Genomic DNA, 20,834 nt, shown 5'->3' with positions numbered 1-20,834 from the left:
AATCCCGCTGAAAACCTCATCCGCAGGGCGTTCTCGCTTCCCTGCGAAATTTTTCGTATCCAGCTGATGTAATCCGACTTTCTCCATCACCGGAACCGCCTGCCAGTCATAAAAACTCTAAAATGCGCCAGAAAGATCATTCGCAAGAAATAGGTCCGCGATTCCGCTTACTATAACAATAATTATCGACAATGTCGCGTCGTATTTTATGAAATATTATCAGATCTATAAATTCATCGATCGACATTCGAATTCAATCGACAGTTATGTATTTTAATACTATTGGTTTTTGCAATTTTAATGAGATATATCGAATATAAACTCGGAAATATGCCTATAAACTGATAGGTTTTGAAATTAACCGATGGGATTTGTGCAACTTTCTCGGCAATCAGTTTCGGATTTCGCGGAACTCTCTGCTATTTTCCCAAGTCTATCACGGAGCTGAATGAACGGATCGGCCCTCATGCCGGCTACCGATCAGAGCACAGGCCAGTAAGCGGCGATGGACTTGAGTTTGTTCTTGCACTGCCTGTCGGATGGCCGCTAAGTCATGTGACCGTGGGTGTGAGCTCTGGGCGGACGAGTGACGCCCGCCAGATAGAATTCGAGAATCAAAGGTAATTCAATGACCAGACAGCTTTCTCTTCCTCGTGATCGGATTTCGGTACTTCTATTGGAAGGGATCAGCCAGAGCGCGGTGGACTACTTTGTATCCTCGGGCTACGTCAATCTCACTCATCTGCCAAAGGCCCTCGATGATAAGGACCTCAAAAGCCATATAGCCGAAGCGCATATCATCGGAATTCGCTCACGCACGCAGCTCACAGAGGAAATTTTCAGCTCCGCCAAAAAGCTCATGGCCGTCGGCTGTTTTTCCGTGGGAACAAATCAGGTGGATCTGGATGCAGCCCGCCGACGCGGTATCCCTGTGTTCAACGCTCCCTACTCGAATACGCGGTCGGTCGCTGAGCTTGTCATCGGCGAAATCATCATGCTGACAAGGCGGATTTTCCCGCGTTCGGCTTCCGCTCATCAAGGCGGATGGGACAAGTCAGCTGAAGGCAGTCGCGAGATGCGCGGCAAAACGCTTGGCATCGTGGGTTATGGCAACATCGGCTCGCAGCTTAGCGTTCTTGCGGAAAGCATGGGCATGAACGTTCGCTATTTTGATCCTTCAGACAAGCTTCGCCACGGCAACTCGGAATCCATGGCTTCGCTCGGCGAACTCCTCGAAATCTCGGATTTCGTGACGATGCATGTTCCGGAAACCAGTTCTACGCAAAACATGATAACTGAGGCCGAGCTGCGCAGAATGAAAAAGGGAGCCTTTTTCATCAATAATTCCCGCGGTACCGTGGTCGATCTCGAAGCGCTTGCGAAGGTTTTGAAAGAGGGACATCTCGCAGGGGCGGCTGTCGACGTGTTCCCGAAAGAACCCGCGTCAAACAAAGAGCGCTTCGAAACGCCGCTGCAAGGCCTGGATAACGTGATCCTGACCCCGCATATTGGCGGGTCGACCGAAGAAGCCCAGGAGCGCATTGGTAGGGAGGTTTCCCGCAAGCTCGTCGAATATTCCGATGTCGGCTCGACACTGGGTGCGGTCAACTTTCCCCAGGTTCAATTGCCGCCGCGTCCAAACGGTACACGCTTCATCCATGTCCACGAAAATCGCCCGGGCATCCTAAACAGTTTGAATACGATTTTTTCGTCGCGCGGACTGAACATCGTCGGCGAATTCCTGCAGACGCATGGCGAAACAGGTTACGTGGTTGTCGAAGCCGAAGGCGTTGGCCAGAGAGCGAATGATATACTTGAGGCGCTTCGTCAGATTCCGGGAACGATAAGAGCTCGATTGGTTTACTGACACCGGTTTGACATTGGCATTCTCCACGTGTCCCAACGTCGTTTTATCGCGCAACTGGCAGCGACGCAGGATAATGGCAGCGGCAAATGCGACAATCCGTCGAGGCAAAACATTGATAGTATAGTGTGCTTAGGGTCACAGCTTATTATACGGTGATCAAAATCATTTTGGAGTTGAATGAAATGACCGACAGCGTGCTCGATATTCCGGTAAAGAGAATCGACGGCAGTGATACGACGCTTGCCGACTTTCACGGCAAGGTCATCCTGGTCGTCAACGTCGCGTCCAAATGCGGCCTGACGGTACAGTATGAAGGATTGGAAAAGCTCTATGAGGAGAAACGCGACGAAGGTCTGGTCATCGCCGGCTTCCCCGCCAATGATTTCAAGGGCCAGGAACCGGGCAGCAACGACGAAATACTGAGCTTCTGCACTCTGACCTACGATGTGCAGTTTCCGATGTTTTCCAAGATTGCCGTCACCGGCGAGGAACGCCATCCGCTCTATAACAGCCTCATCGCCTCCGGTGTCGAGACGATCGGAGACGGCCCCATGCGTGAACGGCTGGCGAAACACGGCCTTGAAACCGGGCAAGACGGCGGCATTGTCTGGAATTTCGAAAAATTCCTCATCGGCCGCGATGGCAAGGTTGCCGCCCGTTTTGCTCCGGATATCACTGCGGATGATCCGCGTTTTATTTCCGTTTTGGAAAAAGAACTGGCGCGTGCCGGCTGAAAAATCGCAACACCCTCAATAAGAAACTTCAATTAATTCAAACAAGTAATCTATATCTTCATCAGCGGGGCAAGTATTACTTTATCCCGCCATATCATTGCTTACTGTCTCACCCAGGAGTATTTTGAGGCTTCCGAATATATCGGATGGAACGCTACATCAATTCTGGGAGGAGGATGTCATGCGCGAACCTGATATGCAGAAGCTCGATGCCTTGGTTGGGCGCCTGGTCGGCGATGTCGGCGCGGCGGTCTCGGGTGTGCTGGTGACACTCGGAGATCATCTGGGTCTGTTCAAGGCCATGGCGGACGGAACACCGATGACGTCGGCGGAGCTTGCCGACAAGGTTGGCGTGAAGGAGCGCTATGTGCGTGAATGGCTGTCGGCGCAGGCGGCGGCCGATTATGTCAGCTATGACGACGAAACCGAGCGCTTCTACCTGACGCCGGAGCAGGCCATGGTGTTTGCGGAGGAAAGCAGCCCCGCCTTCTTCAATGGTGCCTTCGACGTGGTTCAATCCATGTGGCTGGATGAGCCGAAGATCGCCAATGCCTTCAAAACCGGCAGCGGCCTCGGCTGGCATGAGCACAGCGCCTGCCTGTTTCGTGGCACGGAGCGGTTCTTCCGGCCGGGCTACAACAGCCATCTCGTTACGGAATGGATACCGGCGCTGGACGGATTGCATGAAAAGCTTCAGGCCGGCGCCGCCGTTGCCGATGTCGGCTGCGGCCACGGCGCCTCGACCATCCTGATGGCGCAGGCCTATCCGAACTCGACCTTCTTCGGCTTCGACTATCATCTGCCCTCGATCGAACGGGCCCAAGCTGCTGCAAAGGAAGCGGGCGTCGACGGACGCATCACGTTCGAGCAGGCAAGTGCCAAGGATTTCCCGGCTGCCGGATACGATCTCGTGGCGATGTTCGATTGCCTGCATGACATGGGCGACCCGGTCGGCGCCGGCAAACATGTCAAGGAAAGCCTCGCCGACGATGGCACCTGGATGATCGTCGAGCCCTTCGCGCATGATTGCCTGAAGGACAACCTCAACCCTGTCGGCCGCGTCTTCTACGGCGCATCGACGATGATCTGCACACCGGCCTCGCTATCGCAGGAAGTCGGGCTGGGTCTGGGTGCACAAGCCGGCGAGTTGAAACTGCGCAAGGTTGCCATGGATGCGGGCTATTCGCACTTCCGCAAGGCGACCGAAACGCCGTTCAACATGGTCTTCGAAGTCAGGGCATGACAATCCTGCCGCGCGCTCGGTCGAACGCGCGGCACGGCGACTTACAGGCGCTGGCCGTCTTCTCCGAACAACGACGCGAGCGTCGGCTGAAAATAGACCGGCTGCTCTCGGTCGAGCGCGACCTCCTCGTCGGCGTCGATGCGCACCGACAGCGTCTCGCTGCCGACCTGGCCCCAGATCAGATTGTCCGACCCCATGGGCTCGACGATGGTGAAAATTGCCGGCAGGCTCGCGGCCCGGCTACCCGCGGGCTGGAACTGCATCTGCTCGGGCCGCACGCCGAGCGTCGCCTTGCGACCTTCGCCCGGCGTGCCGGAAAACTCATAGCCGTTGAGATCGATCTTGCGGCCGTCGGGCAAAGCGAAGGCCGGCACGCCGCCATTGCTCGTCACCTGCCCGGACAGGAAGTTCATCGAGGGAGAACCGACGAAGCCTGCCACGAAGCGATTGACCGGGCGCCGGTAGATTTCCTTCGGCGTGGCGAATTGCTGGATGACGCCGCCGCTCATGACGGCGATGCGATCGGCGAGCGTCAGCGCCTCGATCTGGTCGTGCGTCACATAGATCATGGTGGAGCCGAGGCCGCTGTGCAGGCGCTTCAACTCGACGCGCAGCTCGGTTCTGAGCTTGGCGTCGAGATTGGAGAGCGGCTCGTCGAACAGGAAGACATCGACATCGCGCACGAGCGCGCGACCGATGGCGACACGCTGGCGCTGACCGCCAGACAATTCGCCCGGCCGGCGCTTACGCAAGGGATCGATCTGCAGGATCTGCACGGCGCGGTCGACACGATGGGCAATCTCGTCTTTCGGCATGCCGGCAATGCGCAGCCCGAAGGAAAGATTCCCCTCCACCGTCATCGTCGGATAGAGCGCGTAGGACTGGAATACCATGCCGATGCCGCGATCCTTCGGCTCTTCCCAGGTGACGTTTCTGTCGCCGATCCAGATCTGCCCGTCGGTGATGTCGGTCAGCCCGGCAATCGCATTGAGCAAGGTCGACTTGCCGCAGCCGGACGGGCCGAGCAGCACGATGAACTCGCCCGATTGTATTTCGAGATTGAGCGATTTCAGAACGCTGACGCTGCCGAAATCGATTGCAAGTTCACGAATGGAAACATTGGCCATGAACTATCCCTTGACTGCGCCGGCGGTGATGCCGCGCACGAACCAGCGGCCCGAACCGAAATAGACGATCAGCGGCACCAGGGCGGTGAGGATGGTCGCCGCCATGTTGACGTTGTAGAGCTTCTCGCCCTGGGTGGAGTTGACGATGTTGTTGAGCTGCACGGTCATGGGGAAATTTTCCCGGCCGGCGAAAACGACGCCGAAAAGGAAGTCGTTCCAGATGCCCGTGACCTGCAGGATCGCCGCCACCACCAGGATCGGGATCGACATCGGGATCATCAGCCGAAAGAAGATTTGCCAAAGCCCGGCGCCATCGATGCGGGCCGCCTTGAAGAGCTCCATCGGCAGGCTTGAGTAATAATTGCGGAATAAGAGCGTCAACACCGGCAGGCCGAAGACCGTGTGGGTGATGATGATGCAGGGCAGCGTCGAATAGATGCCGACATCGCGATAGATCAGCACCAGCGGATAGATGAACACCTGATAGGGGATGAAAGCGCCGAGCAGCAGGATGGCAAAGAGCACGTTCGCGCCCCTGACCCGCCAGAAGGACAGTGCGTAACCGGTCAGCGACGAGATCAGGATCGACAGGATCATGCTCGGGATCAGGATCTTCACCGAGTTCCAGAAGCCGACGCTGATGCCACCGCATTCAAGTCCGGTGCAGGCGGTGCTCCACGCCTGTACCCAGGCATCCGCCGTCCACATCTGCGGAAAGGCGAAGATATTGCCCTGGCGGATCTCCGGCATGGATTTGAACGAAGTGACGAGCATCACATAGAGCGGCAGCAGGAAGAACAGTGCCGCGATGACGAGAAAGAGATAGAGGCCGATGCGTCCAGGGGTCAGATGCTGCGGCTTGCGCCCGGTCGGACCCTGCATGGCACCAGTGACGGAAGATGGCATCGTCATCAGTTCCCCCTCGGCTTTTCACGGAAATATTCATAATAGAGCCAGGGCGTCACCAGGATGACCACCGTGATGAACATCACGGTCGATGCCCCGGTCGCAAGGCCGATATTGCCGCGCCCGAAGAGGTAATCCATGATGAATTTCCCGGGCACTTCGGTCGAGATCCCCGGACCGCCGCCGGTGGTCGCCAGCACGAGTTCGTAGACCCTCACGACGGCAATCGCCAGAAGCACGCTGGCAGTGATGATGGTCGGCCTGAGGATCGGGATGACGATGTGCAGATAGACGCGCCAGCTCGGTACGCCGTCGATACGCGTCGCCTTCCACAATTCGCGGTCAACACCGCGCAGGCCGGCCAGCATGATCGCCATGACAAGACCGGATGATTGCCAGATGCCGGCAAGCACGATGACGTAAAGGGCAAGATCGCTCTGGACGATCCAGTCGAAGCGGAACCAGGTGAAGCCGATGCTGTCGGCAACCTTCTGCAGGCCGAGCGTCGGATTCATGATCCACTGCCAGACCAGCCCCGTCACGATGAAGGACATGGCGAAGGGATAGAGAAAGATCGTCCGGAAGGTATTTTCGAAACGCACCTTCTGATCGAGCGCGACCGCCAGCAGAAAGCCGAGGATCAGGCAGCCGGCAATGAACAGAATGCCAAAGAGGACGACGTTCTGCAGCGACAGCAGCCAGCGCGCCGTCGAAAACAACCGCTCATACTGCTTCGTGCCGACGAAAATGTTGACCGGCAGCACCTTGCTGTCCGTGAATGATATCCAGATGTTCCAGACGACCGTGACGACATAGGCGAGAAGCACGATGGCGAAAGCCGGGAACAGGGCCACATAGGGCGAAAAATGCATCTTCCTGCGGCTGACGCTCGCAGGCCTGGCGGCCGCTGGTGCGGCGGCGGCACTCGTGTCTGGGGTGCTCATGGGCGCGCTCCTCCTCAGCATTCATGGAAGCCGGCGGCAGGGATGCCCGCCGCCGCATGGATGTCGATCGAAGCTTACTTCGCCTGTTCAATCACCTGCGCAAACTGCTCGGCGAACTGGTCGGCCGTCATGCTTGGCGTCGTCCAGTACTGGGCGACCAGATCCTGTTCCGTCTGGACGATATCCTGAGCGGTGAGCACATCCGGCGCGAGGATCTGGCGGCTCGGATCCTTGAGCGCAGTCAGGCCCTTCTGGGCGCAGGCATCGAGCTTCGACGTATCGACGTCGAGGCGCACCGGCACGGAACCCTTCTTGGAATTGAAGGCAAGCTGGCCTTCCTTCGACATGATGACCGTCGCCAGCAACGTCTGAGCGTCGGTGGCGGTCTTGTCCTTCAGGACAGGGAAGACGAAGATGTCGCCGCCCATCATGAAGTTGGATTCACCCGGCCCAAGGATGCAGCCGAAATCCTTGTCGGCCACAAGGCCGGCATGGATGAACTCGCCCTTGGCCCAGTCGCCCATGAACTGAATGCCGGCCTTGCCGTCGATCAGCATGCCGGTCGCGACGTTCCAATCACGGTTCGGGCTGCCAGGATCCTGATAGTTGCGCAGCTTGGCGAAGACCTCCGCCACATGCTTGAATTTGTCGGACTTGACCGCATCCGTATCGAGATCCTTCCAGACCTTGGCGTAGAGATCCTTGCCGCCTTCTCCGAGCAGGATGGCATTGAACATCGATTGCAGCTGCCAGGGCTGGCCGCCGACGGCAATCGGGATCAGGCCGGCCGCCTTGATCTTGTCGAGCGCGGCAAACATTTCGTCCCAGGTCTTCGGCTCTTCCGTTACACCGGCCTTGGTGAAGACGGCCTTGGAATAAAAGACCCAGTTCTGGCCGTGGTCGTTGATCGGCGCGCCGTAGATATGGTCTTGAAATTGGATGGCCTGATAGAAGGACGGCGTCAGAACCGATTTCCAATCCTGCTCCTTGGCGAGATCGTCGAGCGGGCGCAGAAGGCCTTGCTGGGCCAATTCGTTCATCTGCGTACCGGTATTGAACTGCATGGCCGTCGGCGGGTTACCGCCGATGATGCGGTTGATGCCGATCGGACGGGCGGTCGAGCCGGATCCGGCAATGGCGGTATCCACCCATTCGCCGCCGGCGGCGTTGAAGGCCTTGGCCAATTCCTTCACGGCTGCGGCCTCACCGCCCGAAGTCCACCAATGCAGGACTTCAGCTTTCTTGCCTTCGGCCAGAGCACCGGTCACGCTCGCTGCAGCCAGCGCCGTGGCGCCGACCAATGTCATCATCAATTTGCGCATGCGTTCCTCCTCCTTTGATAGCGTTCTCCCAACGCCTGTGTTCAGCCGCCGCCGTCCACAGACATCGGGTGCCGAATTCAACGATCCTCCAAAACCGCGCCGCCGGGCCTCCGTTCCCAGCGGCAAGTGGTCAATGCTTCCTCTGGCATTGCCCCTTCGTCAAGCCTGCAACCCGAAAGGACCGCATTTTCCTGAACTCTATAGCGCAGCCTAGGCGAAACGTCCCTCATTAATTGTGCGCGCTATCGGATCCGGGCGGCCGCAACTGCTATGAATTGCAACCACGCCGCGTGATTGGGCAGAACGTTCGAAAGCCGTCATGACTTCCAATGCGTGGAAGGCCAGTTCCGACGATACCCGATGTCGGCGCCCCGAGCGAAGGGAATCCACCATTTCGGCCGCGCCCAATCCGCGCAGGCCGAGATGGCCGGGCATACCTTCGGTGTAGGGATGATCGACCGGAATCTCCCGCCATGCATCGTCCCCATCGCGGAATATTTCGACCTTGCCGGTGAAATTGTTCGGATCCGGCGTCACCATGGTGCCTTCGGAGCCGTAAAGCTCGATCTGATTGTGCCTGTGCTTGATAACGTCGAAGCTGGTGGCGATAGTGACGGTCGCACCGCTATGGAATTCCATCACGCCGGTCAGATGCGTCGGCACCAAGACCTTGATCGTCTCGCCGCGATGCGGATCGGTCTTCACCGTACGTTCGATACGAGTGATCTTCGCCGTGCCGAAGACCTCGCGCACCGGGCCGAGCAGTGCGATCAGGTTGGTGACGTAATAGGGGCCGACATCAAGCATCGGACCGCCGCCACGACCATAGAAGAAGGCGGGATTGGGGTGCCAGTGCTCGTGGCCAGGCAAAAGCAGCATTGCCGTTGCCGAGATCGTCTTGCCGATGCGCCCTTCGTCGAGCAGCCGGCGCGTCAGCTGATGGCCGCCGCCGAGGAAGGTGTCGGGGGCACAGCCAAGCCGCAGATCCCCTGCCCGCGCGATCGCCATCAGGTCTTCCGCTTCGGCCATGGAAATGCCGAGCGGCTTTTCCGAATAGACATGCTTGCCGGCAAGCAGGGCCTTTTTGCTGATGGCATAATGCGAGACCGGCGTCGTCAGGTTGATGATCAGGCCGATTTCCGGGTCGGAAAGCATCGTATCGAGCGCCACGGCTTCGATGCCGAACTGCTCGGCGAGTTTGCGCGCCGATGCGTCGTAGAGATCGTAGACCGATTTCACGCGGATGAAATCGAACATGTGCAGGGTCGCGACATAGGTGGCGCTGATATTGCCGGCGCCGACGATGCCGACTTTCATGGGCTCGTTGCTCATTGGGATTTGCCTCTTACGAAATGGTGATATCAAGCTCTGCGGCAGCGGTGCGCAGATAGCTCATGCCGCGGCGCATCTCGTCGTCGAATTCTGCCGTCGCTTCGCGAAAATGCGTCCAGTGCGAGGCCCCAGGCGCATCTTCCAACTCCAGAGTGATCGGGCCGGAATAGCCGATGGTCCGAAGTGCCGCGAAGATCGCCTTCCAGTCGATCTTGCCGCGTCCCGGCCGCCAATGGGCGTTGGTATGACCCTCGTTGTCGGAAAAATGCGTATTGAAGATGCGATCACCGAGTGCCAGCACGACGTAATGCGGCATGTCGCCGGCCGGAAAGAGATGGCTCGGGTCGAAATTCAGGCCGAGATTGGCAGCGCCGGTGCGCTCGATCAGGCGCAGCATGCCCTGACCGGAACTGACCCAGCGATACGGGTGCGGCTCGATCGCAACCCTGAGATTGGCGGAGGCGGCAATTTCGCAGGCTCTGGCGAAACCTTCGACGACGGCGTCATATTCGCCTGTCCAATCCCATTGCTGCTCGACCGCCGCACTCCATTCCTGCGAAATCGGCCGCTGCAGGATCGGCTTGACCTCGGACTGAAACGGATAGGGCGTCATGCTTGTCACGACCGGCGTGCCGATGGCAGCGGCGACATCCATCCCGCGCTTGTAGCCATTGAGATCGACGGTCGAGACGGCGGCGTTTGCGGCGCGGTTGAACGGCAGATTGAAGAAGAAATTGGTGAGAATCAGCCCCTCCCCGTCGGCGATCGTCTTCAATTCACCAATGGTTTCGGGCGTATAGTAGCTCAGCATGTCCACCGACCATGCCGTCAGCTCGAACCCCTTGCAGCCGGTGCGGGCAAGCCGCCGGAGCGGCGCCTGATAGGGCGGATTCCAATTGAAGGTCCAAATTGGCGATCCGAAAAAAAGCGAGTTTCCGCTCATGTCATCCTCCTCCGCCTCGGAATGCGGCCACCTGTACACGGTAGCTCCGCAGCATTGCCGAAACGACTTGCCCGCAAGCCTCCCAGCCCGCGTTCTCGTCATTCGTAACGTTACGATCACGAAAAAGGGACATCTGTCAACTCGATATTTTCTGGCGCGTCGCAGCGAATTCAGGAAGAATAGGCGAATTCGTAACGTTACGAATACTTTCCGGAAATTCGCTCATATTCGCGCTGCGTCATTGTTTAACCGTGGCGGGCCTGGCTCTGATGATCGACGAAGGCGGCACGGACGACTTCGCGCAGATCGGCCGAATCTTCGCCGGCGATCGCCCGATGCAGAAAGGCGGCCAAACGCTCGCCTATGGCATGGTTCGAATAGTGGAACGTGCTGAGCGGCGGATTGAAAAAGTCCGGCAGCGCCGTGCCGCCGTAAGTGATCAGAGCGAAGTCCTTGCCGGCCTGTCGTCCGGCGTCGCGCAGGCCGGCGAGGAACCCGAGCGCCGCTTCCTCGCTCGCGACGAAAGCGGCGCTCGCTTCAGGTTTCTGCACGGCTATGCGCTTTGCCATCTCGCGACCATTGTCGGGGGTCGCGGAGGTAAAATGAATGCAATCGTCCGGAACATTGAGATGGCGTTCCGCAAAGGTCCTGCGCCAGCCGCGAACGAATTGCAGGCTGTAAGTGAATTGATGGCTGGGCGCGATCAGCAGCGGCATATGGTGCCCGGCATCCAGAAGCAGGCGCGCCGCCTCCGCGCCGATCACCTCATGGTCGAGGTCGATGCTCGGATGAACGCTCAAGAGTTCGGTACGGCCGAAAGTGACAAAGGGCATGCCGACCTCGAGCAGATATTTGACGCGGTCGTCCTGCGGGGTCGTATGCGTGATGACGATACCGTCGACCGATCCTTCTTCGACGATATCACGCACCGTCGCCAAGGGATCATCGGCCTGCAGTTGCGGTGCGATCGTGGTCCGATAACCGCGCGCCTTCATGTAGCGCGAGGCGCCCTCGATCAGCGAGGCGACGACAATGTTCATCTCGCCCTCGCGCCCGAAAGGCAGCACGATACCGATGGCATGGGTCTTGCCGGTGCGAAGATTGACGCCACCGAGATTGGGACGATAGCCGAGCTCGCTTGCCGCCCGCTTGACCAGCTCGATCGTTTCCCGATTGACCTCGGGGCCTTCCTTCAAGGCGCGGCTGACGGTCGTGACGGACAGGCCGAGAGCGGTCGCAACCGTCCGCAGGGTCACGCGCTGGCCCGCCTCCCGCCGCAAACCGCGTCCCATCGCCAGTTCCTGCACTTTCGGCAAATCATTCCGCTCCGTCATATCGGCGCGAGAATGCCTGCAGCCCGACGAGGATGCAAGCACGGGCTGCGCTCAATGTGGGGGAGGGAAATGCGTGCGTGCACCGTCATTCCGAGACTCGTCACGCACATCAGAATACAACCCTAAGCATCGATATTCAGGCGACGTTCAGAAAATCAATTTTAAGCTGCGTATGTTTCATCCTTCTATCACCGGGGAATCTCATGGATAAATATACGAGAACTGTTTTGACGATCATTGCCGTAACGCTTGTCGCCATCGCCATTCAAAACACGATCACGCCGGCGAAAGCCCGCGGCAGCTGTGGCGAAGAGTCGTATAATCCCTGCTTCGTAAAGCTCGTAAACTAACGGAGGCTGGAGCAGTTCACCGTTTCACGGAACTGCCAAACCGCTCTATCTCTTTGTTGTCTCGCAATTCCGGACCGAAAGCCGTTTGTGCAGTTTTCCGGAATTGCTTCAACGTTCGCCGCCCAGCATTCTGAATGCCTGGATCCGCCGGCGCCTTGATGGCAGCAGATCCAAAACCATCGTTCAATATCACGGAGTGAGCATCGGCTTAACCGGAACCATCTTGGTCAGGTCTGTAAGGCGTCAGCTCTGGTCCGCGATCTTGCGCGCAGCCTGGATGGCCGTGCGGGCACCTGCCCGCAGCTGCGCCGTTTCCGTACCGGCAATGACCAGATCGAGGCCGAGCTTCAAATATTGCCCGGCGCGATCGCCGTCGCCGCCAAAGGCGCAGACGATCTTGCCATGGGCGCGGCAGCGCGCGAGCGCGGTTGAAAGCGCCTGGTCGATCGCAGCACTCTCGGGCGCAAGCCGGGCACCATTCGAAAGCGCGATGGAAAGATCCGATGGGCCGATGAAGATGCCGTCGATACCATCAACGGCAAGAATCTCGTCGATCGCGTCGAGCGCTGTCCGGGTTTCGACCATCGCGATGGTAACGGTCAGGCTGTTGGCGCTCTGCAGATAGTCTTCCGCGGAAATGGCGAAATGATTGAGAGCAAGCGAGGGGCCCCAGCTGCGCTCGCCGAGCGGCGGATATTTGGTCGCCTTCACCAGGGCGCGTGCGTCATCTGCGGAATTGATCATCGGCGCGATAATGGCGGAGGCCCCGGCGTCCAGAAGCCGCGATGCCGATGCGAAGTCGCCGACCGGAATGCGGGCAATTGCCGGCTTGCCGGCAAGCCGGACATGCGCAATGCCATTTGCGGCGGAAGCCATATCCCACATGCCGTGCTGCATATCCAGGACGAGCGTATCGAAATCTTCCTGCGCCAGATGGTTGACGAGCATCGCGTCGGGAATACCGACCCAGCCGGAGATCATGCCGCCATTTTCGCGGCGCTTCAGGCGTCCGGCAAAACCGTTAATGTCAATCGTCATCGTCTTTCCTCACCTATCCAGAACAGGCTCTGTCCTTCGAGACATCGGCCGATCACCCAATCATGAATCAACCGCATCGCTGCCCTCGACAATACTCAATTCCCGCTGTCGGACCACTCGAAAGTGATCGCCTGCTGCGCGAGAATCGGAAGAACGGGGCCTTCGCCGCTTGGGCACTCAGCGCCACCTCATATGCGGCAGCACGCAACCGAAAATCACCACTCGGCCAGTTCATCTCTTCCATGACCGCCAAAACACCGTAAAACACTAACGACGCCGCATCGCAGACGGATGGGGGCGGGACACATGGAGAGCATCGAAACCATGCAGCAGCGAGATTTTTTCAAGCCAGGCCGATCTGTCGCGATCTCCGACAAAGGCATGGCGGCAACTTCGCATCCACTGGCTACACTTGCCGCCGTCGACATTCTGCGAGCCGGTGGCAATGCCGTGGACGCTGCAGTCGCCGCAGTCGCACTGCAGTCCGTCATCGACCCGCACATGACGGGTATAGGTGGCGATTGCTTCGCGCTTTACAGCGCTGGCGGCGGTACGCCGGTCGGGCTGAACGGCTCGGGCCGTGCACCGAAGAAGGCAAATCTCGACTATTTCCTCGATAAGGGCTTTAGTGCCATCCCGGACGACAGCCCGCATGCCGTTACCATTCCCGGCGCGATCGATGCATGGTGCCGGCTGATTGGCTCCTATGGCCGGCTGGGCATGGATCGCGTTCTGGCCCCTGCAATCGCGGCTGCGGAAGACGGCTATTGCGTCACGCCGCGCGTCGAACTCGATTGGCGCCGCTACAGTTATCGTGTGGCCAAATATCCGCAAGCGGCTGCCTATTTCCTGCCGAACGGCAAGGCGCCGCGCACCGGCGACCGTATTGCCAACCCGGCGCTTGCCGCCACCCTCAGAGCCGTCGCCAGAGATGGTCGGAACGCATTCTACCGCGGCCCGGTGGCCGAGGAGATCACTGCGCTTCTTCAATCGCTGGGCGGCCTGCACGCGGAAAGCGACTTCGCGGACTACAAGGCTTTCGACACGAAGCCTATTTCCGGCAAGTTCCGTGGCCGGGACCTTTTGGAATGCCCGCCGAACGGCCAGGGCCTGGCGGCGCTGCTGATCACCCGCATTCTCGACGGCTTCGACCTTCGCGATCCCAAGCTTTCCGAAGCCGACCGCATCCACCTGCATGCCGAAGCGACCAAGGCCGGTTACGCCATGCGCGACCAACTGATCTGCGATCCCGACCATCTCACTTTCGACATCGACGAATTGCTGTCCGATCGATCGGTCGCCGCCATGCGGGCGAAGATCAGCCTCGAGCGTGCCGCCGACACCAAGATCTGGGACGGACCGACACATCGCGACACGGTCTATGTCTCCGTCGTCGATCGGGACGGCAACTCCATTTCCCTCATCAATTCCGTGTTCATGGCTTTCGGCAGCGGCATCTATGCGCCTCGCTCGGGCGTCTTGCTACAGAACCGCGGGGCCGGCTTCGTCGTCAAACCGGGCCACCCGAACGCCATCGGTCCCGGCAAGCTGCCCTTCCATACGATCATTCCGGCAATGCTGATGGAAGGTGGCAAGGTGCGCATGAGTTTCGGCGTCATGGGTGGACAATATCAGGCAGCCGGCCATGCCCATATGCTCACCCAGATCCTCGATCGCGATCTCGATCCGCAGCAGGCGAGCGACCAACCGCGCAGCTTCTGTTTCGGCGGCAAGCTCTCGCTCGAGCCGACCATATCGGAGGAAACCAGGCGGGATCTGGAGCGGCGCGGCCACACCGTCGACTGGGCGGATGAACCGATCGGCGGCGCGCAGGCAATCATGATCGATCACGAGCGCGGCATCCTGCTCGGCGCATCCGACCACCGCAAGGATGGCATGGCGCTCGGTTATTGAGCAAAGCACTTTCGGCGGAGGGCATGAGGTCGCCCATCCGCCGGAATTACCGGGGGCGTCAGATGATCCCGCCACCGCCGGCAACGGATGCCGGACGTTCGCTGGCAACCTTGCGGCGATAGCCGCTCGCCCTGTAGGTGGCGACCGGATCGATGGCGCCGCCGGCGCGGCGGCGAGCTTCGGCCAGGATCGGCTCGACATCGGCGCGATAGGCGCGCTTCAGCGTTTCCGACGCCATCAGCGCGTCATTCGCATCCTGATAGCCGTCCAGTGCCTTACGATCGACAATCAGCGCCTGTGCGTAGGCGCGACGAATCTCGTTGGCACTGGAAATCAGGCTTTCGATCGGGTCCGTAACGTTATGCGACTGGTCGATCATATGCGCCGGATTGAAGTCGTTGACCCCGCGCCGCTCGGCATCGACCAGTTCGTTGAAGACGAGGAACAGGCGGTAGGGCTCGATGGCGCCGGCATCGAGATCGTCGTCGCCATACTTGGAATCGTTGAAATGGAAACCGCCGAGCTTGCCGAATTGGATGAGGCGCGCGACGATCATTTCGATATTGGTATTCGGCGCGTGGTGACCGAGATCGACGAGGCACTGCGCCTTGGGGCCGAGGGTCTGCGCGACCAGATAGTTGGTGCCCCAGTCCTGTACGACCGTAGAATAGAAGGCCGGCTCGTACATCTTGTGCTCTGAAAACAGCCGCCAGTCATCCGGCAGTGCCTTGTAGATGTCGGCCATGGCGGCGAGATAGCGCTCGAAGGCCTTGGTGAAATTGGTCTGTCCCGGGAAGTTCGAGCCGTCGCCGATCCACACCGTCAGCGCCTTCGAGCCGAGCGCCTTGCCGATCTCGATGCATTCGATATTGTGTTCGACAGCCTGGGCGCGGGTCGCAGCATCGACGTGGCTCAGCGAACCGAACTTGTAGGAATGGGCCTGACCGGGCGCATCGGAAAAGGTGTTGGAGTTCATGGCGTCAAAGCCGAGGCCGAGTGCATCGCCTTTCGCCTTCAATTCCCTCGCATCGGCCTTGTCCCAGGGAATGTGCAGCGAAACCCTTGGTGTTGCCCGCGTCAGCTGCTGAATGACGGCGCAATCATCGAGCTTGTCGAAGATGCCGCGTGGCTCGCCGGTGCCCGGGAAACGGGCAAAGCGCGTGCCGCCGGTGCCAACGCCCCAGGACGGAACGGCAACGAAGAATTCAGAAACTTTTTTGGTGACGGCTTCGATATCGATGCCGCGGCGGGCGAGCGTGGCGCCGAGCGCCTCATAATCGGATTTCAGCGCGGCGGCGCGCTTGTCGTTTTCTGCAGCGACCAGATCGGGCGCAATTCTAAACTCGGCCATTCTTTCCTCCCATGTACGTCACTCAAAATATCAGCGTCTCGATCAGCTTATTCCCTCTTCTCCCCCGCGGGGAGAAGATGCCCAACGGGCAGATGAGGGGGTAAGGAGCGAAGCGACGACCATCTTGAGCGTGAGCGAAAGATAGAACCGCGTCTGCCGCGCCCCCTCATCCGGCCCTTTGGGCCACCTTCTCCCCGCGGGGGAGAAGGAAGTGCGGCCAACTACCGCGTAAAGCTCTGCGCGTTGCCGGCGTCGACGTTGATGATATTGCCGGTCGATTTGGCGGAAAGGTCCGAAGCCAGGAAATAGATCGCTTCGGCAATGTCCTCGGGAAACACATTCAGCTTCAGCATCGAGCGCTTGCGATAATGTTCCTCCAGTTCGTCCACCTCGATCTTCGAGGAGGCGGCGCGCTGCTCGCGCCACTCGCCATTCCAAATCTTCGAGCCGCGCAACACGGCGTCGGGATTGACCGTGTTCACGCGGATGCCGGCTTCCGCCCCTTCCAGCGCCAGGCAGCGGGCGAGATGAATCTCGGCGGCTTTTGCCGTGCAGTAAGCGGCCGCATTCGGCGAGGAGGCCAAACCGTTCTTGGAGGCGACGAAGACGACATTGCCGCCGAGATTCTGGCGGCGGAACAGCCGGAAGGCTTCGCGCGAAACGAGGAAATAGCCTGTCGCGAGGATATCGATATTGCGGTTCCACATCGAAAGCTCGGTGCTCTCGATCGGCGCGGAAGACGCGATCCCGGCGTTTGAGACCAGAATATCGACGCCGCCAAATTCGACGCAAGCCTCGGCAAAGGAGGAGATGACGGCATCTTCCTTCGTCACGTCGAGCTTGACGCTGCGCACCGCATCGGCACCATATCGCTTGGCGAAATCGGCCTGTGTGCTCTCCAGCGCCGCCTGGTCGATGTCAGCCAGAACCACACAAGCGCCCTCGCCCACCAGGCGCGCGGCGGTGGCGCGACCGATGCCGCCCGCGCCGCCAGTCACGAAAGCGACACGGCCGGCAAGGCTCTTCGGCTTCGGCATGCGCTGCAGCTTCGCCTCTTCCAGCAGCCAATATTCGATATCGAAGGCTTCCTGCTCCGGCAGGCCCTGATATTCGGAAACCGTGGAGGCGCCACGCATGACGTTGATGGCGTTGACATAGAACTCGCCGGCGATACGGGCAGTCGCCTTGTCGCGGGCAAAGGACAGCATGCCGACGCCGGGCACGAGGAAGATCACCGGGTTCGGGTCGCGCATGGCAGGCGAATTGTCGTGCTTGCAATCATTGTAGTAGCGCGCGTAGTCGGCACGATAATCTTCCAGCGCCTTGTCGAGGCCGGCGATGACCGCATCGACATCGGGCTTGGCCGGGTCGAAATCAACGATCAGTGGCCGGATCTTGGTGCGCAAGAAATGGTCCGGGCAGCTGGTGCCGAGCGCGCCGAGCGGGTGAAGGTTCTTCGAATTGACGAATTCGAGCACGGCATCCTGATCGTCGAAATCGCCGAGCTTGCGCTCCGCCTTGCCGATGCGGCCGCGGATTTCAGGCATCAGCCGGGCGGCGATCGCACGACGCTCCGCCTGCGGCAGGCTCTGGGTGATGGCACCGCCGAAAATCGTCTTGCCTTCCGTCTTGGCTGCGAACCATTCGATCGCCTTGTTGACGATCGCGAGCGTCAGCTCGTAGCAGGCTTTGGCATCATCGGCCCAGGTGAAGAGACCATGGCTTTCGAGCACGACGCCCTTGGCATTCGGATGCGCCTTGACGAAGGCTTCGAGATCGAGGCCGAGCTGGAAGCCGGGACGGCGCCAGGGCAGCCAGCCGATATCGTCGCCGAAGATCTCGCGTGTCAGTTCGCGTGAATTCTTCGAGGCGGCGATGGCGATGATGGCATCCGGGTGCATATGGTCGACATGGGTGAACGGCACGAAGCCATGCAGCGGCGTATCGATCGAAGCGGCGCGGGCGTTGAGGTTGAAAGTGCAATGCGGCAGGAAGCCGACCATGCGGTCCTCGTCGGCAACGCCCTGATAGATGTTCTTCAGGCTGTCGAGCTTGTCCTGATAAAGCGTGGCGAAACCGTCGAGCTTGATGGTGCCGACATCGCCGCCGGAGCCTTTGACCCAGAGCACCCTAACCTTCTCGCCGGAGAGCGGATCGGTTTCCATGACCTTGGCCGACGTGTTGCCGCCGCCGTAGTTGGTGATACGCTTGTCGGCACCGAGCAGATTCGACCGATAGAGCAGCTTGCCCGGCTCATCGAGCCCATCAGCATATGCATCGTCCCAACGGTTTTCCAGAAGCTGAACGCCAGCCGCCATGTCATCCTCCCTTGAAATCAAGTCTTTCGGGCGGACCGGATTATGATGGAACCGCCCTTTGTGAGCAGGGTATCGCTCACGTATAGTCGCCTTGTCAATCGAAAACGATCAAATTCGATAATGTTGCGCTGCAATATGAAAGTTTATGATCGTTTATGATTGACACATTGTCGTATTTGCGAAATAACCGCCATCAAGGAGGAGCCGATGCACGAACGTGAACGCCATCGCATTATTCTGAGCGCCGTACAGGAAAAGTCCGTCGTCACGATTCAGGATATTTCCGAGCTGACCGAGGCTTCGGAAGCGACGATACGCCGTGATATCGCTGCCCTGCATGTACAGGGAAAGATCCGGCGGGTGCGCGGCGGCGCGGAATCCATCCATCCTCCTCAGCTTGGGAATCTGGCGGCACGGCCTTTTCGTGTATCCGAAGCCGTCAACATCGATAGGAAGCGCGCAATTGCGCGCAAGGCGGCCGAACTCTGCAATCCCGGTGACGCCATCATCATCAATGGCGGCACGACCACGTTTCAGCTGGTCCACTATATCTCGGCCTTCCGGCTGCAGGTGATGACCAATTCCTTCGCGATCGCCGAACACCTGGTCAAGCATTCGAAGAACAACGTGACGGTGCCGGGCGGCGCGATCTATCGCGAACAAAGCCTGATCCTCTCGCCCTTCGACAACGATACGATCCGGAATTTCTACGCTCAGCGCATGTTCATCGGCGCGCAGGGCGTCGGCCCGCTCGGCATCATGGAAGCCGACGCGCTGGTCATCCAGAGCGAGCAGAAGCTCATGCGCCAGGCCGACGAGCTTGTCGTCATGGTCGATTCGAGCAAGTTCCGCCAGCGCTCCAGTCTGATCCTTTGCCCGCTCGAGCAGGTCTCGACCATCATCACCGACGACGGCATCACCGCCGAGACGGTGCGCATGATCGAGGACGCGGGCATCTCGCTCATCATTGCAAATGTTTCGGCTGAGGCCGAGGAGGAGGATTCCCCGTCGGTCGCATGAGACGCGGCTCAGGCGGGGTGAGCATGCCTATTAACTTTGGGAGGAAGTGACATGAATATTGCAAAGAAACTGGCGATCGGCGTCGCGCTCGCCGCAACGCTTTTCGCCGGCGCGGCCAGTGCAAAAGACGTCAAGATCGGTCTCGTGGTGAAGTCGCTGGGCAACGGCTTCTTTGAAGCCGCCAACAAGGGCGCACAGGAAGCTGCAAAGGATCTGGGCGGCGTGCAGGTGATCTATACCGGCCCGACTTCGACCACGGCCGAAGGTCAGATTGAAGTCATCAACTCGCTGATCGCGCAGGGCGTCGATGCCATCGCGATTTCGGCGAACGATCCTGATGCCGTCGTCCCGGCTCTCAAGAAGGCCACCCAGCGCGGCATCAAGGTGATCTCCTGGGATTCCGGTGTCGCCAAGGCCGGCCGTATCCTGCAGCTGAACCCCTCGTCCAACGAGCTGATCGGCAAGATGTGCCTGACGCTCGCCAAGGATCACCTCGACGGTGGCAAGGGCAATTTCGCCATCCTGTCGGCCACGACGACGTCGACGAACCAGAACATCTGGATCGGCGAGATGAAGAAGCAGCTGAAGGATTTCCCGGGCCTCAACCTGGTGACAACAGTCTATGGTGACGACCTCTCCGACAAGAGCTATCGTGAAGCCCAGGGCCTGTTGACCTCGCATCCGGAAGTCAAAGTCATCGTCGCTCCGACGACGGTCGGCGTGCTCGCCGCTTCGCAGGCCGTCAAGGATGCCGGCAAGATCGGCCAGGTCTACGTGACCGGTCTCGGCCTGCCGTCCGAAATGGCCGGCGCAATCAAGTCTGGGGCGACGAAGGAATTTGCGATCTGGAACCCGATCGATCTCGGCTATTCCGCAACGCAGATTGCCTATCGCCTGGTCAAGGGCGAGACCGACGGCAAGCCGGGCAGCGAGATCAATGCCGGCCGCATGGGCAAGATCAAGGTTGGCGAAAACGGCGAAGCCGCCATGGCCGATCCGTTCGTCTACAACGCTTCGAACATCGATCAGTTCTCCAAGGTTTTCTGATCGAAAATCGAACTCGCAGCTCTCCGGCGGCGTCAGCCGCCGGA

At 59.4% G+C, this 20,834-nt stretch carries 17 protein-coding genes; 7 read left to right on the top strand and 10 right to left on the bottom strand.

The annotated features are described in order from the left end of the window. Window positions 1–628 precede the first annotated feature (628 nt). From serA to PH552_RS17170, 3 genes are all read left to right on the top strand, one after another. Window positions 629–1,867: a phosphoglycerate dehydrogenase gene (serA, locus tag PH552_RS17180; protein WP_112342344.1), complete on the top strand. Its 1,239-nt coding sequence runs from the start codon at window positions 629–631 to the stop codon at window positions 1,865–1,867. A gap of 182 nt (window positions 1,868–2,049) precedes the next feature. Then, a complete protein-coding gene (locus PH552_RS17175; RefSeq protein ID WP_112342345.1) occupies window positions 2,050–2,601 on the top strand; it encodes a glutathione peroxidase in 552 nt (183 codons plus the stop codon). Between the two features lie 181 nt (window positions 2,602–2,782). After that, the gene (locus tag PH552_RS17170; protein ID WP_112342346.1) at window positions 2,783–3,844 is read left to right on the top strand and encodes a class I SAM-dependent methyltransferase; all 1,062 of its coding nucleotides are present in this window, start codon (window positions 2,783–2,785) and stop codon (window positions 3,842–3,844) included. 41 nt (window positions 3,845–3,885) lie between these two features. On the opposite strand, the gene PH552_RS17165 is transcribed toward PH552_RS17170, so the two are convergent. The 7 genes from PH552_RS17165 to PH552_RS17135 form a co-directional block, all read right to left on the bottom strand. After that, window positions 3,886–4,971 carry an ABC transporter ATP-binding protein gene (locus PH552_RS17165; protein ID WP_112342347.1) on the bottom strand — a complete coding sequence of 362 codons (1,086 nt, stop codon included), beginning with the start codon at window positions 4,969–4,971 and terminating at the stop codon, window positions 3,886–3,888. Window positions 4,972–4,974: 3 nt separating this feature from the next. Continuing rightward, the gene (locus tag PH552_RS17160) at window positions 4,975–5,877 is read right to left on the bottom strand and encodes a carbohydrate ABC transporter permease (RefSeq protein ID WP_210209422.1); all 903 of its coding nucleotides are present in this window, start codon (window positions 5,875–5,877) and stop codon (window positions 4,975–4,977) included. Between the two features lie 5 nt (window positions 5,878–5,882). Then, window positions 5,883–6,821 carry a carbohydrate ABC transporter permease gene (locus PH552_RS17155; protein ID WP_112342349.1) on the bottom strand — a complete coding sequence of 313 codons (939 nt, stop codon included), beginning with the start codon at window positions 6,819–6,821 and terminating at the stop codon, window positions 5,883–5,885. Between the two features lie 74 nt (window positions 6,822–6,895). Continuing rightward, a complete protein-coding gene (locus PH552_RS17150) occupies window positions 6,896–8,143 on the bottom strand; it encodes an ABC transporter substrate-binding protein (protein WP_245430352.1) in 1,248 nt (415 codons plus the stop codon). 210 nt (window positions 8,144–8,353) lie between these two features. Next, window positions 8,354–9,475, bottom strand: coding sequence for a Gfo/Idh/MocA family protein (locus tag PH552_RS17145; RefSeq protein ID WP_112342350.1), 1,122 nt, complete (start codon window positions 9,473–9,475; stop codon window positions 8,354–8,356). Between the two features lie 13 nt (window positions 9,476–9,488). Continuing rightward, window positions 9,489–10,418, bottom strand: coding sequence for a sugar phosphate isomerase/epimerase family protein (locus PH552_RS17140; RefSeq protein WP_285166188.1), 930 nt, complete (start codon window positions 10,416–10,418; stop codon window positions 9,489–9,491). A 245-nt stretch (window positions 10,419–10,663) separates the two neighbouring features. Then, window positions 10,664–11,710, bottom strand: coding sequence for a LacI family transcriptional regulator (locus tag PH552_RS17135; protein WP_181592349.1), 1,047 nt, complete (start codon window positions 11,708–11,710; stop codon window positions 10,664–10,666). 245 nt (window positions 11,711–11,955) lie between these two features. Between PH552_RS17135 and PH552_RS17130 the strand changes: the two genes are divergently transcribed. Beyond that, complete coding sequence (locus PH552_RS17130) at window positions 11,956–12,102, top strand: hypothetical protein (RefSeq protein WP_285166186.1); 147 nt, start codon at window positions 11,956–11,958, stop codon at window positions 12,100–12,102. A 243-nt stretch (window positions 12,103–12,345) separates the two neighbouring features. On the opposite strand, the gene PH552_RS17125 is transcribed toward PH552_RS17130, so the two are convergent. Continuing rightward, window positions 12,346–13,140: an HpcH/HpaI aldolase family protein gene (locus PH552_RS17125; RefSeq protein ID WP_112342353.1), complete on the bottom strand. Its 795-nt coding sequence runs from the start codon at window positions 13,138–13,140 to the stop codon at window positions 12,346–12,348. A gap of 324 nt (window positions 13,141–13,464) precedes the next feature. Between PH552_RS17125 and ggt the strand changes: the two genes are divergently transcribed. After that, window positions 13,465–15,054: a gamma-glutamyltransferase gene (gene ggt / locus PH552_RS17120; protein WP_112342498.1), complete on the top strand. Its 1,590-nt coding sequence runs from the start codon at window positions 13,465–13,467 to the stop codon at window positions 15,052–15,054. Window positions 15,055–15,112: 58 nt separating this feature from the next. Here ggt and rhaI read toward each other — a convergent pair whose 3' ends face one another. Both rhaI and PH552_RS17110 read right to left on the bottom strand, forming a co-directional pair. After that, window positions 15,113–16,405, bottom strand: a complete 1,293-nt coding sequence (rhaI, locus tag PH552_RS17115; RefSeq protein ID WP_112342354.1) for an L-rhamnose catabolism isomerase — start codon at window positions 16,403–16,405, stop codon at window positions 15,113–15,115. A 221-nt stretch (window positions 16,406–16,626) separates the two neighbouring features. Further along, on the bottom strand, window positions 16,627–18,723 hold the full coding sequence (locus tag PH552_RS17110; RefSeq protein ID WP_112342355.1) for a bifunctional rhamnulose-1-phosphate aldolase/short-chain dehydrogenase: 2,097 nt from the start codon (window positions 18,721–18,723) through the stop codon (window positions 16,627–16,629). Between the two features lie 207 nt (window positions 18,724–18,930). On the opposite strand from PH552_RS17110, the gene PH552_RS17105 reads away from it, so the two are divergent. Together PH552_RS17105 and rhaS are read left to right on the top strand one after the other, a co-directional pair. Continuing rightward, window positions 18,931–19,743: a DeoR/GlpR family DNA-binding transcription regulator gene (locus PH552_RS17105; protein WP_112342356.1), complete on the top strand. Its 813-nt coding sequence runs from the start codon at window positions 18,931–18,933 to the stop codon at window positions 19,741–19,743. A gap of 51 nt (window positions 19,744–19,794) precedes the next feature. After that, window positions 19,795–20,790: a rhamnose ABC transporter substrate-binding protein gene (gene rhaS, locus PH552_RS17100; protein WP_112342357.1), complete on the top strand. Its 996-nt coding sequence runs from the start codon at window positions 19,795–19,797 to the stop codon at window positions 20,788–20,790. Window positions 20,791–20,834 lie beyond the last annotated feature (44 nt).

The organism is Rhizobium aureum, from assembly GCF_030182495.1.
Lineage (GTDB): Bacteria > Pseudomonadota > Alphaproteobacteria > Rhizobiales > Rhizobiaceae > Rhizobium > Rhizobium tropici_C.
Note: the sequence above shows the minus strand (reverse complement) of the source record. Positions and strands in the feature narration are given on the sequence as shown.

Bases quoted from the DNA above. Each gene is read 5' to 3' on its own strand.
- serA (WP_112342344.1), top strand. From the start codon at position 629: ATGACCAGACAGCTTTCTCTTCCTCGTGATCGGATTTCGGTACTTCTA.
- PH552_RS17175 (WP_112342345.1), top strand. From the start codon at position 2,050: ATGACCGACAGCGTGCTCGATATTCCGGTAAAGAGAATCGACGGCAGT.
- PH552_RS17170 (WP_112342346.1), top strand. From the start codon at position 2,783: ATGCGCGAACCTGATATGCAGAAGCTCGATGCCTTGGTTGGGCGCCTG.
- PH552_RS17165 (WP_112342347.1), bottom strand. From the start codon at position 4,971: ATGGCCAATGTTTCCATTCGTGAACTTGCAATCGATTTCGGCAGCGTC.
- PH552_RS17160 (WP_210209422.1), bottom strand. From the start codon at position 5,877: ATGCCATCTTCCGTCACTGGTGCCATGCAGGGTCCGACCGGGCGCAAG.
- PH552_RS17155 (WP_112342349.1), bottom strand. From the start codon at position 6,821: ATGAGCACCCCAGACACGAGTGCCGCCGCCGCACCAGCGGCCGCCAGG.
- PH552_RS17150 (WP_245430352.1), bottom strand. From the start codon at position 8,143: ATGCGCAAATTGATGATGACATTGGTCGGCGCCACGGCGCTGGCTGCA.
- PH552_RS17145 (WP_112342350.1), bottom strand. From the start codon at position 9,475: ATGAGCAACGAGCCCATGAAAGTCGGCATCGTCGGCGCCGGCAATATC.
- PH552_RS17140 (WP_285166188.1), bottom strand. From the start codon at position 10,418: ATGAGCGGAAACTCGCTTTTTTTCGGATCGCCAATTTGGACCTTCAAT.
- PH552_RS17135 (WP_181592349.1), bottom strand. From the start codon at position 11,710: ATGGGACGCGGTTTGCGGCGGGAGGCGGGCCAGCGCGTGACCCTGCGG.
- PH552_RS17130 (WP_285166186.1), top strand. From the start codon at position 11,956: ATGGATAAATATACGAGAACTGTTTTGACGATCATTGCCGTAACGCTT.
- PH552_RS17125 (WP_112342353.1), bottom strand. From the start codon at position 13,140: ATGACGATTGACATTAACGGTTTTGCCGGACGCCTGAAGCGCCGCGAA.
- ggt (WP_112342498.1), top strand. From the start codon at position 13,465: ATGCAGCAGCGAGATTTTTTCAAGCCAGGCCGATCTGTCGCGATCTCC.
- rhaI (WP_112342354.1), bottom strand. From the start codon at position 16,405: ATGGCCGAGTTTAGAATTGCGCCCGATCTGGTCGCTGCAGAAAACGAC.
- PH552_RS17110 (WP_112342355.1), bottom strand. From the start codon at position 18,723: ATGGCGGCTGGCGTTCAGCTTCTGGAAAACCGTTGGGACGATGCATAT.
- PH552_RS17105 (WP_112342356.1), top strand. From the start codon at position 18,931: ATGCACGAACGTGAACGCCATCGCATTATTCTGAGCGCCGTACAGGAA.
- rhaS (WP_112342357.1), top strand. From the start codon at position 19,795: ATGAATATTGCAAAGAAACTGGCGATCGGCGTCGCGCTCGCCGCAACG.